Source organism: Polaromonas sp. AET17H-212, from assembly GCF_002379085.1.
Taxonomy (GTDB): Bacteria; Pseudomonadota; Gammaproteobacteria; order Burkholderiales; family Burkholderiaceae_C; genus Polaromonas.
The window spans coordinates 94,379-109,551 of the sequence record NZ_NBZW01000005.1 but is presented as its reverse complement, the minus strand read 5'-3'; the positions used below and the strand labels follow the sequence as shown (position 1 = coordinate 109,551).

Below are 15,173 nucleotides of genomic sequence, written 5' to 3'. Positions count from 1 at the left end.
TCAAGCTATAATCAGGGGCTTTTCAAAACACAGCTTCGCCCAAGCGCACACAAAGCCAACACCCTCACAAAAGCAGCCCGCAAGAGTCTTGACAGAGACGTTTCTTGTGCACGCTTGGGCGAACCGTAACCAACCCGGAGAACCCAGTGCTTTTGTCTCTACAGGGAAATACCCCTCACGCCATTCTGGCGCTCGCAGACGGCACGGTCTTTATCGGCAATTCCATCGGAGCGGTGGGCTCCACAGTCGGTGAGGTGGTGTTCAACACCTCCATGACCGGCTACCAGGAAATCCTCACGGACCCCAGCTACTGCCAGCAGATCGTCACCCTCACGTACCCCCATATCGGCAATTACGGCATCAATGCCGAAGACGTGGAGGCGCAAAAAGTCCATGCCGCCGGACTGATCATCAAGGACTTGCCGCTGATCGCGTCGAACTTCCGCAGCACCATGACCCTGTCCGAGTACCTGGTCCGGGAAGGCACGGTGGCGATTGCCAACATCGACACGCGCCAGCTGACACGCATGCTGCGCACCCAGGGCGCACAAAACGGCTGCATTCTGGCCTTGCCTGCGGGCGAGGAGGTGTCGCCTGAACACATTGAACAAGTGGTTCTCGCGGCCCGCAGCGCACCCGACATGGCCGGCCTCGACCTGGCCAGGGTGGTCAGCTGCAAACAGTCCTACGAGTGGACCCAGACCGAGTGGAAGCTGGGCTCGGGGTACGGCGTGCAGATCACGCCGAAATTCCACGTCGTCGCCTTCGATTTCGGTGTGAAGAAAAACATCCTGCGCATGATGGCCGAGCGCGGTGCACGCATCACGGTGGTGCCGGCGCAGACGCCCGCCGCCGACGTGCTCAAGCTCAAACCGGACGGCATCTTCCTGGCCAACGGACCGGGTGATCCGGAACCCTGCGACTACGCGATTGCCGCCGTGCGCGAACTGATCGAGACCGGCATCCCGACCTTCGGCATCTGCCTGGGCCACCAGATCATGGCCCTGGCCAGCGGTGCGAAGACGTTCAAGATGAAGTTCGGCCACCACGGTGCCAACCATCCGGTGAAAGACCTGGACAACGGCCGCGTCAGCATCACCAGCCAGAACCACGGTTTTGCGGTCGACGAAAAGACCTTGCCGGCCAACCTGCGCCCGACGCACATCAGCCTGTTCGACGGCACCTTGCAGGGCTTGGTCCGCACCGACAAGCCGGCCTTCTGCTTCCAGGGTCACCCGGAAGCCTCGCCGGGCCCGCACGACATTTCGTATTTGTTTGACCGTTTCACCGCCCTCATGGAACAGCATGGAGGGAATAAATAATGCCAAAACGTACAGACATCAAAAGCGTCCTCATCATCGGCGCCGGCCCCATCATCATCGGCCAGGCCTGCGAGTTCGACTACTCCGGCGTGCAGGCCTGCAAGGCGCTGCGTGAAGAGGGTTACAAGGTCATCCTGATCAACAGCAACCCCGCAACCATCATGACCGACCCGGCCACGGCCGACGTCACCTACATCGAGCCCATCACCTGGCAGACGGTCGAGAAGATCATCGCCAAGGAGCGCCCCGATGCCATCCTGCCGACCATGGGCGGGCAGACCGCGCTCAACTGCGCACTCGACCTCTGGCACAACGGCGTGCTCGACAAGTACAAGGTTGAACTCATAGGCGCCACGCCCGAGGCGATCGACAAGGCCGAAGACCGCCTGAAGTTCAAGGACGCGATGACCAAGATCGGCCTGGGCTCGGCGCGCTCGGGCATCGCGCACAGCATGGACGAAGCCTGGACGGTGCAGAAGACGCTGGGCTTTCCAACGGTCATCCGCCCCAGCTTCACCCTGGGCGGCACCGGTGGCGGCATCGCCTACAACTCGGAAGAGTTCGAGGTCATCTGCAAGCGCGGCCTGGAAGCCTCGCCGACCAACGAGCTGCTGATCGAGGAGTCGCTGCTCGGCTGGAAAGAGTACGAGATGGAAGTGGTGCGCGACAAGGCGGACAACTGCATCATCGTCTGCTCGATTGAAAACCTGGATCCCATGGGTGTGCACACCGGCGACTCGATCACCGTGGCGCCCGCCCAGACCCTGACCGACAAGGAATACCAGATCCTGCGCAATGCGAGTCTGGCCGTGCTGCGCGAGATCGGTGTCGACACCGGCGGCTCCAACGTGCAGTTTTCGATCAACCCGGTTGACGGCCGCATGGTGGTGATCGAAATGAACCCGCGCGTGTCGCGCTCCTCGGCCCTGGCCTCCAAGGCCACGGGTTTCCCGATCGCCAAGGTCGCTGCCAAGCTGGCCATCGGCTACACGCTGGACGAGCTGCGCAACGAAATCACCGGTGGTGCCACCCCCGCGAGTTTCGAGCCCAGCATCGACTACGTGGTGACCAAGATCCCGCGTTTTGCCTTCGAGAAATTCCCGCAGGCCGACAGCCGTCTGACCACGCAGATGAAGTCGGTCGGCGAAGTCATGGCCATGGGCCGGACCTTCCAGGAATCCTTCCAGAAAGCCCTGCGCGGCCTGGAAGTCGGCGTGGACGGCATGAACGAAAAAACCCAGGACCGCGAGGTGCTCGAGAAAGAACTCGGCGCGCCCGGTCCCGACCGCATCTGGTACGTCGGCGATGCGTTTGCCATGGGCATGAGCGTCGACGAAGTGTTTGCGCTGACCAAGATCGACCCGTGGTTTCTGGTGCAGATCGAGCAGATCGTCAAGATCGAACTCGAACTGGAGACCACCTCGCTGGACCAGATTGACGAGCCAACGCTGCGCGCACTCAAGCAGAAGGGCTTTTCCGACCGGCGCCTGGCCAAACAGCTCAAGACCACCGACACCGCCATCCGCGAGAAACGGCTGGAACTGGGTGTGCGCCCGGTCTACAAACGGGTGGACACCTGCGCCGCCGAGTTTGCGACCAACACCGCCTACATGTACTCGACCTACGAAGGCGAGGGCAGCGAGTGCGAAGCCGAGCCGACCGACAACAAGAAAATCATGGTGCTGGGCGGCGGGCCGAACCGCATTGGCCAGGGCATCGAGTTTGACTACTGCTGTGTGCATGCGGCGCTCGCCATGCGCGAAGACGGTTACGAGACCATCATGGTCAACTGCAACCCCGAGACCGTCTCGACCGACTACGACACCAGCGACCGCCTGTATTTCGAGCCGCTGACGCTGGAAGACGTGCTGGAAATTGTCGACAAGGAAAAACCGCTGGGCGTGATCGTCCAGTACGGCGGCCAGACGCCTTTGAAGCTGGCGCTGGACCTGGAGAAAAACGGCGTGCCCATCATCGGCACCTCGCCCGACATGATTGACGCGGCCGAAGACCGCGAACGTTTCCAGAAGCTGCTGCATGAGCTGAAACTGCGCCAGCCGCCCAATGCCACGGCCCGCACCGAGCCGGAAGCCCTTGAAAAGGCTGCGGCGCTCGGCTACCCGCTGGTGGTGCGCCCGAGCTACGTGCTCGGTGGCCGCGCGATGGAAATCGTGCATGAGCAGCGCGACCTCGAGCGTTACATGCGCGAAGCCGTCAAGGTCAGCCATGACTCGCCGGTGCTGCTGGACCGTTTCCTCAACGACGCGATCGAATGCGACGTCGACTGCATCCGCGATTCCGAAGGTGTGACCTTCATTGGCGGCGTGATGGAACACATCGAGCAGGCCGGCGTGCACAGCGGCGACTCGGCCTGTTCCCTGCCGCCGTATTCGCTGAGCGACCAGACGGTGACCGAGATCAAGCGCCAGACTGCGGCCATGGCCCAGGCCCTGAACGTGGTCGGCCTCATGAACGTGCAGTTCGCCATCCAGCATGTCGATGGACAGGACGTGATCTACGTCCTGGAAGTGAACCCGCGCGCCTCGCGCACCGTGCCTTTTGTCAGCAAGGCCACCGGCATCCAGCTGGCCAAGGTTGCGGCGCGCTGCATGGTCGGCCAGACGCTGGCCTCGCAAGGGATCAGCAAGGAAGTCACGCCACCGTATTTCAGCGTCAAGGAAGCGGTGTTTCCCTTCGTCAAGTTCCCCGGCGTGGACACCATTCTCGGCCCCGAGATGAAGTCCACCGGCGAGGTGATGGGCGTCGGCAAAACATTCGGCGAGGCCTTTGTGAAGTCGCAGCTCGGTGCCGGCACCAAGCTGCCGACCTCCGGCAAGGTGTTCCTGACGGTCAAGAACAACGACAAGCCGCGCGCCGTGGAAGTGGCGCGTGCGTTGGCGGCGCTGAAGTTCGAGATTGTCGCCACCAAGGGCACGGCCGCGGCCATCAACGCGGCCGGCATCCCCTGCGGCGTGGTCAACAAGGTCACTGAAGGCCGGCCGCACGTGGTGGACATGATCAAGAACAACGAGATTGCGCTGGTCATCAACACCGTGGAAGAACGCCGCAACGCGATTGCCGACTCGCGGCAGATCCGCACCTCGGCGCTGCTGGCCCGGGTCACCACCTACACCACCATCGCCGGCGCCGAAGCGGCGGTGGAGGGCATGAAATACCTGGACAACCTGACGGTTTATTCGGTTCAGGAGCTGCACGCGCAGCTCGCCTGAATCGGGGCAAGTACCGAGCCGGTGCCGGCGCATTTGCATTAAACTGGCACCAGGACAATTATTTTTTGACGCCGCCGCCAGGTGACTGGTGGCGGTTTCGCTTTTGGAGGACTCAAACCATGGCAACCATTCCGATTACAAAAAAAGGCGCGGAAAAGCTCAAGGCTGAACTGCACCAGCTCAAGACCGTGGATCGCCCTTGGGTGATCAACTCGATTTCCGAAGCCCGGGCCCAGGGTGACCTCAGCGAAAACGCCGAGTACGACGCCGCCAAGGACCGCCAGGGCTTCATTGAAGGCCGCATCCAGGAAATCGAAGGCAAGCTGTCGGCCGCGCAGATCATCGACCCATCGGAAGTCGACGCCGGCGGCAAGGTGGTGTTTGGTTCCACCATCGAACTGCAGGACGAGGATTCCGGCGACAAGGTGACCTACCAGATCGTTGGCGAGGACGAGGCCGACATCAAACTGGGCCTGGTCAACATCAGCTCGCCGATTGCGCGTGCGCTGATCGGCAAGGACGAAGGCGATACCGCCGAGGTGCAGGCACCGGGCGGCATCCGGCGCTACGAAATCATCGCGGTGATGTACATCTAGCCTGGCCCATGAAGCCACGCTTGAGCATCGTCTTGGCCGCCCTCTGGTGGGGCAGCCTGAGCGGTCTGGGTTTTGTCGTGGTGCCGATGTTGTTCGTCCACCTGCCCAGCCCCGCCGCGGCCGGCGCCATGGCCGCGAAACTGTTCACCGCCCAGACCTGGCTCAGCGTGGCCTGCGCCATGCTCCTGCTGCTGGCCTTGAATAAAAAAGAGGCTCCAGCCCTTTCCCCTTCTGCGCGAGCAGCTATGAAATTCATAGTGGCCGGTCTGCTGCTGGCGGTGCTGGTGGAGTTCGGCGTGGCGCCGAACATCGTCAACGCGCGTGCCAGTGGCGGTGACCTCCGGCTCTGGCACGGCCTGGGCAGCGCGATGTACCTGGCCCAATGGCTGGCTGCCGGCTGGACGCTGTGGTGCCTGAGCCGCGTGCCCAGAGAGAGCGACGCCACTCCAGGCTGAAGCGTCGGCTGCAGTCTTAGCCGCGCTCTGCCGCCTCGAGGGTATTGACCAGCAGCATGGTGATGGTCATGGGGCCGACACCGCCGGGCACTGGTGTGATCCAGCCGGCGACTTCCTTCACGCCGTCGAAATCCACATCGCCGCAGAGCTTGCCTTCGTCATTGCGGTTCATGCCCACGTCGATCACCACCGCACCGGGTTTGACCATGTCGGCCGTCAGCACATTGCGCTTGCCCACGGCCGCGACCACCACGTCGGCCTGAAGCGTCAGGGCCTTGAGGTTTTGCGTGCCGCTGTGGCAGACCGTCACCGTGGCATTTTTCTGCAACAGCATCAGCGCCATCGGTTTGCCGACGATGTTGCTGCGGCCTATCACCACCGCATGTTTGCCCTTCAGGTCGTAGCCGATGCTCTCGAGCATCTTCATGCAGCCGTAGGGCGTGCAGGGCCAGAAACCCGGCTGGCCGACCATCAGGGCGCCGGCGCTGGCGACGTGGAAACCATCAACGTCCTTGGCCGGCGAAATCGCCTCGATCACCTTGTGCGCATCGATGTGGGCGGGCAGGGGAAGCTGGACCAGGATGCCGTGGATGGCCGGATCGCGGTTCAGCGCATCCACGCGCGCCAGCAGCTCGGCTTCGCTCAAGGTCGCCGGGTAGCGCTCCAGCACCGAATGCAGGCCGCTGTCCTCGCAGGCCTTGACCTTGTTGCGCACATACACCTGGCTGGCCGGGTTCTCGCCGACCAGCACCACGGCCAGGCCCGGGACGACGCCGCGCGAGCGCAGGGCGGCGGCCCGTTTTGCGACGTCGGCGCGCAGTTGTTTGGACAGGGCGATGCCATCAATGATGTGAGCGGTCATGGTTTCTGGTCTTCAAGTAAAAACGCCCGCCAGTCCTTGAACCACGGGCGCCTTCAGCTATAAAAAAAGGAGTGAAAGAGGGGTGGTCAGGCGACCTTGGGGGCGCTGGAGCCCAGGGCAATTTTCAGCAGGTCGGCCACGGTATTGGCGTTGAGCTTTTCCATGATGTTGGCGCGGTGCGCCTCCACCGTCTTGATGCTGATGCCCAAGTCGTCGGCGATCTGCTTGTTCAGGCGGCCGGCGACGATGCGCTCTAACACCTGCGCCTCGCGCGAGGTGAGCTTGGCCAGCAGGGCGTCGCGGCTGGCGGACTGCTGGTGTTCGCTGAAGGCTTCCTTGGCCTGGTCCAGCATGCGTTCAACCAGGCTCACCAGGGCCTCTTCCTGGAAAGGCTTCTGGATGAAATCCATCGCGCCTTTTTTCATGGTGTCCACCGCCATCGGCACGTCGCCGTGGCCGGTGATGAAAACGATGGGCAGGGGCGACTTGCGTTCGACCAAGCGGTCCTGCAGCTCCAGGCCAGTCATGCCGCCCATGCGGATGTCGACGATCAGGCACGCGACCTCGCGCGGGTCGTAGCGGCTCAGAAAGGTTTCGGCAGAGTCGTAACAGCGAACGCGGTAGTCCTTGCCTTCGAGCAGCCACTGGAGCGAGTCGCGCACGCCCTCGTCGTCATCGACGACATAGACGGTACCTTTTTTCGGAATCAAGCTCATGCCAAACCTTTGCGTAAACGGTTTCAGAACCCTGTCAGGAAATGCCAGTCGGGGCGGCGGGCGCTTCTGCGGCAGCCGGAGCTGACGACAGCAGGGGTGTCACGGGGATCCAGAAGGTAAACCGGCACCCAACCACCTCGTCCCCATTGTAGAGGTTCTCGGCCTGCATTCTTCCCTGGTGCGACTCCACGATGCTCCGGCACAGCTTCAGGCCGATGCCCATGCCTTCGGCCTTGGTCGAGTAGAAGGCTTCGTAGAGACGGCCCATCACTTCAGGCGACAGGCCCTTGCCCGAATCCATCACCGAAAACTCGATCACGTTCTGCTCGGCGATGGTTTTGGGCACCACGCGCAGCTCCACACTGCGCCGCGCGGTGGGACGCTGCGCCTGCGCGATCGACTCGGCACCGTTTTTCATCAGGTTGATCAGCACCTGCTCGATCAGGATGGGGTCCACCATCACGGACGGCAGGCGCGCGGCGATGTAGTGGCTCAGTCGCACGTTGTGGCGGCGCAGTTCGATGTCGGCCAGCTCCATGGCATTGCTGACCATGGTGGCCACGTCGGCCGAGGTGCGGTTCGGTTCGCTGCGTTTGACGAAGGAGCGTATGCGCTGGATGATCTGCCCGGCCCGGTGCGCCTGCCTGGCGGTTTTTTCCAGCGCGACCAGCAGGTCCTCGTTGCTGATCTGCTGGCCCTTGATGCGCGAGACCATGCCGTTGCAGTAGTTGTTGATGGCGGTCAGCGGCTGGTTCAGTTCGTGCGCCACGCTCGACGCCATCTCGCCCATGGTGATCAGGCGGCTGGCTGCCTGGGCCCGCTCGGCCTGCAGCGCGGCCTGCTCTTCGGCATGGCGGCGCGGCGTGATGTCGGTGGCAATCACCATCTGTGCAAGGCGACCGTCCACCCAGGTCAGGTAGCGTGAGCGCACCTCCAGCCATTTGCCGAGTTCGGGCACAAAAATCTCGGCGTTCTCCGTCTGCGCCGTGGTCAGGGTGTCGGTCGGGAAACCGGCCATGCCGTCGACCGCGTCGAGCGTGTCGTCCGTGGGCGTCACGGTCGGCACGCCGGCCTGGGCAATCAGGCTCATGTGGCCGGCGACGTCACCGCCGAACCAGGCGCGGTAAAGCTTGTTGGCAAAGAGCAGCTCCTCGCTGCCCAGCGGCGCCACCGACACCGCCGCGTCCAGTCCTTCGAGCACCGTGGTGAAACGTTCGTACGAGGCGGACAGTTCCTCGCGGATGCGCTTGGGCTCGGTGATGTCGGTCATCGAGGTCATCCAGCCGGTCTGCTGGCCGCGCGGGTCGATCAGCGGCGAAACATACATGCGGCCGTCGAAAATCTCGCCGCTCTTGCGCTTGACCCGCACTTCAAAACCGCCGGGTGTGGAGCGGCCGTGCAACTCGTCGTCGAGCCGGGCTGCGAGCATCTCGCGGTCCTGGTCGGGCCAGTAGGGGAAGGGCGCGGTGCGGCCCACGAGTTCGCCCTCGCTCCAGCCGGTCATCTGGCAAAACGCCGGGTTGACATAGGTGATGCGGCCCTGCAGGTCCAGCGCCCGCATGCCGGTCAGCATGGAGTTCTCCATGGCGCGGCGGAAGTTGGTCTCCGAGATCAGGGCTTCCTGCGCCTGCACGCGCCGGCGCGTGTGGCGCCAGGTGCCCAGCAGCATCCAGACGGTCAGCGCGCTCAGGGCGCTGACGAGCCAGAAGAAGCCGCTGCCGACCACGCCCAGCGAGGCCCGGTAACCCTGGGCCTTGAGCAGCAGGCCGTTGCCGACCGGCGACACCGGAATCTCATACTCCTGCGCCTCGTCGGACATCGGCAGCAGCTTGGCCGCCGTGTTTCTGGGGGGCGGCAGGTTGCCGGCCAGCACCTTGCCCTGGTCGTCGAGCAGGGCCACCGCGTATTTGGCGGTCACTTCATTGGGCACGCCAAAGCGCAGCAGGCCGTCGATGGAATATTCGCCCATGATGACGCCATCGAATTTGCCCTGGTCGTCGAGCGGCACCTGCAGTTGCAGGCTGGGGGCGTTGTAGCTGGGGTCGTCCTTCACGGTCAGCGGGCGCGAATAGACCGGTTGCCGCAAATCGCGCGCCAGGCCGAAGGTGCTTTCCGTTTCCCCGCGCTTGAGCTGTTCGCCGGTCGCCTGCTGCTGCGACGAATTCGCGCTCGGCGAGACATAGGCAGAGCGGACCCGGCGGCGCGCATCTATCCAGGTCACGGCCAGCAGTTCGGGGTACTGGTTGACCAGGGATTCGGCCTGCGCAATGAACTCCTCGCTGTCCACGTCCTTGTTGGACACATCGCGGCCCAGCCGCATCAGCTGCTCCTGGCGCTCCAGCAGGCGCAGGCGCAGCCTCTGCTGGGCGTACTCCACATCACGCTTGACGGCCTGCTGCTCGCGGTCGATTTCCTCGATGCGCAGGTAGGCAAACGCGGCAATCACCGCGGCCAGGAAAAGCATCACCGCCAGCAGGGGGCCGAGGGTGACGAAGCGGTCCTGGCGGGTCGGCGATTGTTTGCGCCACCAGCGCCGCCAGCGCGCCAGCGGCGCGCTGCCCTCAGGGGCGTCAAAGGTGGAAGGTGTGGGCTGAGTCATGGCGGGATGTCGAGTTTACGGGACTTCCCTCCGTGGCCATGTGCCGCCTTGCGCATGACCGCAGTGCCGGCGCTGGCGGGCGCCGGCGACGCATCTGTCGGGCCAGCCTGATCCGGATAGTTCACGGACGATTGAAGTTTCATGATGTGAAAGTAAAAAGCACCATTTGAAAAACTGGAAAAATTGTGGGAAACTGGAGCCTGGAATCCAAATTGCGTTAACGTGATGTTGACGTCACCAAATCAACAGCTAGGAATCTAGCGATCAGCAGGAGACAAGACCATGGCTGCAAATCCGGAACAGGCACGTGCCGACACATTGGGCAAGGCCGCCAACGAGGTCCAGGACACGGACGCCCAGGAGACCCGCGAGTGGATTGATGCGTTGCGTGCCGTCATTGCCAACAGCCCCAGCAACGACGAGGGCCGCGCACGTGCCCACTTCCTGCTGGAGCAGTTGCTGGAGCAGGCGCGCCAGGAGGGCATCGACACGCCGTTCTCCGCCACCACCGGTTATGTCAACACCATCGAACCCAGCGACGAGGTACCTTCTCCCGGCAACCTGCTGATCGAGCAGCGCCTGCGCGCCTACATGCGCTGGAATGCCATGGCCATGGTCGTCAAGGCCAACCGCCTGCACCCGGCCGACGGTGGTGACCTCGGCGGCCACATCGGTTCGTTTGCTTCGCTGGCCAGCCTGTTTGGCGCCGGCTTCAACCATTTCTGGCACGCGGAAAGCGCCGAACCCGGCAAGGAGCACGGCGGCGACTGCCTCTACATCCAGGGCCATGTGTCGCCCGGTGTGTATGCCCGCGCCTACCTCGAAGGGCGGCTCAGCGAAGAGCAACTGCTGAACTTCCGCCAGGAGGTCGATGGCAAGGGCCTGTCGAGCTATCCGCACCCCAAGCTGATGCCCCAGTTCTGGCAGTTCCCCACGGTCTCCATGGGCCTGGGTCCGCTGATGGCGATTTACCAGGCGCGTTTCCTCAAGTACCTGCACGCGCGCGGCATTGCCAACACCGAGAACCGCAAGGTCTGGGTGTTCTGCGGCGACGGCGAGATGGACGAGGTGGAGTCGCTGGGCGCGATCAGCCTGGCGGCCCGCGAGAACCTCGACAACCTGATCTTCGTCATCAACTGCAATTTGCAGCGCCTGGACGGCCCGGTGCGCGGCAACGGCAAGATCATCCAGGAACTCGAGGGCGAGTTCCGCGGTTCGGGCTGGAACGTGATCAAGCTGGTCTGGGGCAGCAACTGGGACCCGCTGCTGGCGCGCGACAAGAACGGTGCGCTGCGCAAGGTCATGATGGACACGCCCGACGGCGACTACCAGGCCATGAAAGCCAACGACGGTGCCTATGTGCGCAAGCATTTCTTCGGCCAGAACCCCGAGACGCTGGAGATGGTCTCCAAGATGACCGATGAGGAAATCTTCGACCTGCGCCGCGGCGGCCACGACTCGAAAAAAGTCTATGCGGCGTTTCACAAGGCGGTCAACCACACCGGCCAGCCGACCGTGCTGCTGATCAAGACCGTCAAGGGTTTTGGCATGGGCAAGATCGGCGAAGGCAAGAACAACGTCCACCAGACCAAGAAACTGTCCGACGAGGACATCAAGGCCTTCCGTGACCGCTTCAACATCCCGATTCCTGACAGCCAGCTGCCGGAAGTGCCGTTCTACAAGCCGGCCGACGACACGCCTGAAATGAAATACTTGCACGAGCGCCGCAAGGCCCTCGGGGGCTACCTGCCGCACCGCCGGACCAAGGCCGACGAGAGCTTCACGGCGCCGTCCCTGGAGTCCTTCAAGTCGGTGATCGAGCCGACGCCGGAAGGCCGCGAAATCTCCACCACCCAGGCCTATGTGCGCTTCCTGACGCAGTTGCTGCGTGACCAGGCGCTGGGTGCGCGCGTGGTGCCCATCCTGGTGGACGAGGCCCGCACCTTCGGCATGGAAGGGTTGTTCCGCCAGATCGGCATCTACAACCCGGCAGGCCAGAAATACACCCCGGTCGACAAAGACCAGGTGATGTACTACAAGGAAGACAAAAAGGGCCAGATCCTGCAGGAAGGCATCAACGAGGCCGGCGGCATGAGCAGCTGGATCGCGGCGGCCACCTCCTACAGCACGAACAACCGGATCATGATCCCGTTCTACGTGTACTACTCGATGTTCGGCTTCCAGCGCGTCGGCGACCTGGCCTGGGCGGCCGGCGACATGCAGGCGCGTGGTTTCCTGCTGGGCGGCACCTCCGGGCGTACCACGCTCAACGGCGAAGGCCTGCAGCACGAGGACGGCCACAGCCACATCCTGGCCGGCACCATTCCCAACTGCGTCAGCTACGACCCGACCTATGCCCATGAGGTGGCGGTGATCATGCAGGACGGCCTCAAGCGCATGGTCGAGCGCCAGGAAAACGTTTTCTACTACATCACGCTGCTCAACGAGAACTACGCGATGCCGGGCCTGACACCCGGCACCGAGGCGCAGATCGTCAAGGGCATGTACCTGCTCAAGGAAGGCGGCCAGGGGCTGGCGAAGGGCCAGGCCGGGACGGCGCCGCGCGTGCAACTGCTCGGCTCCGGCACCATCCTGCGCGAGTCCGTCGCCGCCCAGGAACTGCTGGAAAAAGACTGGGGCGTCGCCGCCAACGTCTGGAGCTGCCCGAGCTTCAACGAACTCACGCGGGACGGCCAGGATGCCGAGCGCTGGAACCTGCTGCACCCGCTGGACACGCCGCGTGTTCCCTTCGTGGGCCAGCAGCTCGAGAAGCACACGGGACCGGTGGTCGCCTCGACCGACTACATGAAAGCCTATGCCGAGCAGATCCGTTCCTTCATTCCGCGGGGCCGCACCTACAAGGTGCTGGGCACCGACGGCTTCGGCCGCAGCGACTTCCGCAGCAAGCTGCGCGAGCACTTCGAGATCAACCGCCACTACATCGTGGTGGCCGCGCTGAAGGCGCTCAGCGAAGAAGGCACCGTGCCGGTGGCCAAGGTCGCCGAGGCGATCAAGAAATACGGCATCCATGCCGACAAGGTCAACCCGCTTTACGCCTGATCACCACGCGCAGAAAAAACACGGACGAACTGGAGACAAGAACATGGCATTGGTAGACATACAGGTTCCCGACATCGGGGACTTTGACGAGGTAACGGTCATCGAGCTGCTGGTCAAGCCAGGTGACACCGTCAAGGCGGAGCAGTCGCTGATCACGGTCGAATCGGACAAGGCCTCGATGGAAATTCCCTCGAGCCAGGCCGGCGTGGTCAAGGAAGTCAGGGTCAAGCTGGGCGACAAGGTCAAGCAGGGCTCGGTCGTGCTGGCGCTCGACGGCGAGGGCGCTGCCACGCCCGCTACGGCTCCTGTTTCAGAACAAAAACAGGCGCCAGCCCCCGCCGCAGCTGCGCCGGCAGCTACTGTTTCAGTAGCATCTTCGGCCGCGCCCGCGGCTGCCGCCGGCCCGGTCGAGGTTCGTGTGCCGGACATCGGTGACTTCAAGGACGTGGCCGTCATCGAGGTGCTGGTCAAGGTCGGCGACACGGTGAAGGCCGAACAGTCGCTGGTGACCGTGGAGTCCGACAAGGCCTCGATGGAGATTCCGTCGTCGGTGTCGGGCGTGGTCCGGGAACTCAAGGTCAAGCTCGGCGACAAGATCAACATTGGCGACCTGCTCGCGATCCTGGAAGGCACTTCGGCACCGGCCTCTGCTGCGGCACCTGCATCCGCTCCGGCTCCGGCAGCGGCACCCGCCGCCGCTGCCGCGCCCGCTGCCAGCCAGGCCAGCGCGCCGGCGCCAGCCGCTGTGCAGCCGGCCGCCTTGCCGGCGCACGAACCGTCCGCACCCACGGGCAACCTGCCGCATGCCTCGCCGTCGGTGCGCAAGTTCGCGCGCGAACTCGGCGTTCCCCTGGCGGAGGTCAAGGGCAGCGGCCCCAAAGGCCGCATCACGCTGGACGACGTGCAGGGCTTCACCAAGGCGGTGATGGCCGGCGAAGCACGCACCCAGGCGCAGGCCGCCAAAGCCCCGGCCTCGTCCGGCGGCGGCGCCGGCCTGGACCTGCTGCCCTGGCCCAAGGTGGACTTCACCAAGTTCGGCCCGGTCGAGCGCAAGGACATGTCCCGCATCAAGAAGATCAGCGGCGCCAACCTGCACCGCAACTGGGTGATGATTCCCCACGTCACGAACAACGACGAGGTCGATATCACCGAGCTCGAAGCCTTCCGCGTGGCGACCAACAAGGACAACGAAAAAAGCGGCGTCAAGGTCACCATGCTGGCTTTTGTCATCAAGGCCGTGGTGGCTGCGCTCAAGAAGTTTCCAGAGTTCAATACCAGCCTGGACGGCGATGCGCTGGTCTACAAGCAGTATTTCCACATCGGTTTTGCGGCCGACACGCCCAACGGGCTGATGGTGCCTGTGCTGCGTGATGCCGACAAAAAAGGCATTCTGCAGATCAGCCAGGAAATGGGCGAGCTGGCCAAGAAGGCGCGCGACGGCAAGCTGTCGCCGGCCGAAATGACCGGTGGCTGCTTTTCGATTTCTTCGCTGGGCGGCATAGGTGGCACCCACTTCACGCCCATCATCAACGCGCCAGAAGTCGCCATCCTGGGCCTGTCCAGGAGCGCGATGACACCGGTGTGGAACGCCGACAAGGAAGAGTTCGTGCCGCGCCTGACGCTGCCGCTGTCGCTGTCGTATGACCACCGCGTCATCGATGGCGCCTCGGCCGCGCGCTTCAATGCCTACCTGGGCCAGATCCTGGGTGACTTCCGTCGGGTTCTTTTGTGACCACTCTGGTCGCCGTCCGTAGAGCCGGGCAGGCCGTGATCGCCACCGACGCGCTGATCACCTTCGGCGATACGCGCCTGAGCAGCCGCTTCGAGGCCAACGAGAAGATCTTCAAGGTCGAGACACCGGCCGGCGGCAGCTACGTCGGCATGGCCGGCACGGCGGCGCATTTTCCGGTGCTGCGCAAGGCCATGGCGGCACTGCCCAAGGACCAGCTCCGGCTGGGCAGCAAGGACGAGGTGTTCGACACCTTCAACAAGCTGCATCCCGTGCTGAAAGACACCTTTTTCCTGCAGACCAAGGAAGACGACAACGACCCCTACGAGTCCAGCCAGTTCAGCGCGCTGATTGCCAACGCCACCGGCATTTACGGGCTTTACAGCTACCGTGAGGTTTTTGAATTCAAGGAGTTCTGGGCCATCGGCTCGGGGCGCAGCTTTGCACTGGGGGCCATGCATGCCACCTGGGGCAAGGCGAAAACGGCGCGCGAAGTGGCCCTGGCCGGCGTGCACGCGGGCTGCGAGTTTGACAAGAACTCCGGCGGCTCGGTGGAACTGTTCACCGTCAAGCTGAAAAAGTAAATCAAGCGGAGACAAGAGAC

General features: G+C 63.5%; 10 protein-coding genes. 7 read left to right on the top strand and 3 right to left on the bottom strand.

Annotation, left to right across the window (positions count from 1 at the left end):
- Nucleotides 1-146: 146 nt before the first annotated feature.
- From carA to B7G53_RS06665, 4 genes are all read left to right on the top strand, one after another.
- Nucleotides 147-1,322, top strand: a complete 1,176-nt coding sequence (carA, locus tag B7G53_RS06680) for a glutamine-hydrolyzing carbamoyl-phosphate synthase small subunit (RefSeq protein WP_096665422.1) — start codon at nucleotides 147-149, stop codon at nucleotides 1,320-1,322.
- Complete coding sequence (gene carB / locus B7G53_RS06675; protein ID WP_096665419.1) at nucleotides 1,322-4,552, top strand: carbamoyl-phosphate synthase large subunit; 3,231 nt, start codon at nucleotides 1,322-1,324, stop codon at nucleotides 4,550-4,552. Before carA ends, carB begins: the two co-directional genes overlap by 1 nt.
- A 119-nt stretch (nucleotides 4,553-4,671) precedes the next feature.
- Nucleotides 4,672-5,148: a transcription elongation factor GreA gene (gene greA, locus B7G53_RS06670; RefSeq protein WP_096665416.1), complete on the top strand. Its 477-nt coding sequence runs from the start codon at nucleotides 4,672-4,674 to the stop codon at nucleotides 5,146-5,148.
- Between the two features lie 8 nt (nucleotides 5,149-5,156).
- Nucleotides 5,157-5,603, top strand: coding sequence for a DUF4149 domain-containing protein (locus B7G53_RS06665; protein ID WP_096665413.1), 447 nt, complete (start codon nucleotides 5,157-5,159; stop codon nucleotides 5,601-5,603).
- Between the two features lie 16 nt (nucleotides 5,604-5,619).
- Here the strand turns inward: B7G53_RS06665 and folD are convergent, their stop codons facing one another.
- From folD to B7G53_RS06650, 3 genes are all read right to left on the bottom strand, one after another.
- Nucleotides 5,620-6,465, bottom strand: a complete 846-nt coding sequence (gene folD / locus B7G53_RS06660; RefSeq protein ID WP_096665410.1) for a bifunctional methylenetetrahydrofolate dehydrogenase/methenyltetrahydrofolate cyclohydrolase FolD — start codon at nucleotides 6,463-6,465, stop codon at nucleotides 5,620-5,622.
- Between the two features lie 86 nt (nucleotides 6,466-6,551).
- Nucleotides 6,552-7,181, bottom strand: coding sequence for a response regulator transcription factor (locus tag B7G53_RS06655; protein ID WP_096665408.1), 630 nt, complete (start codon nucleotides 7,179-7,181; stop codon nucleotides 6,552-6,554).
- A gap of 34 nt (nucleotides 7,182-7,215) precedes the next feature.
- Complete coding sequence (locus B7G53_RS06650; RefSeq protein ID WP_096665405.1) at nucleotides 7,216-9,780, bottom strand: PAS domain S-box protein; 2,565 nt, start codon at nucleotides 9,778-9,780, stop codon at nucleotides 7,216-7,218.
- Nucleotides 9,781-10,062: 282 nt separating this feature from the next.
- On the opposite strand from B7G53_RS06650, the gene aceE reads away from it, so the two are divergent.
- Genes aceE through B7G53_RS06635 form a run of 3 tightly spaced genes read left to right on the top strand, consistent with a single transcriptional unit; the run spans nucleotide 10,063 to nucleotide 15,153 of the window.
- Nucleotides 10,063-12,840, top strand: a complete 2,778-nt coding sequence (aceE, locus tag B7G53_RS06645) for a pyruvate dehydrogenase (acetyl-transferring), homodimeric type (RefSeq protein ID WP_096665402.1) — start codon at nucleotides 10,063-10,065, stop codon at nucleotides 12,838-12,840.
- A 43-nt stretch (nucleotides 12,841-12,883) separates the two neighbouring features.
- Complete coding sequence (aceF, locus tag B7G53_RS06640; protein ID WP_096665399.1) at nucleotides 12,884-14,572, top strand: dihydrolipoyllysine-residue acetyltransferase; 1,689 nt, start codon at nucleotides 12,884-12,886, stop codon at nucleotides 14,570-14,572.
- Entirely contained in the window at nucleotides 14,569-15,153 is a 585-nt protein-coding gene (locus B7G53_RS06635; RefSeq protein WP_096665396.1) for an MFS transporter, read from the top strand. Before aceF ends, B7G53_RS06635 begins: the two co-directional genes overlap by 4 nt.
- The last annotated feature ends 20 nt before the right edge of the window (nucleotides 15,154-15,173 follow it).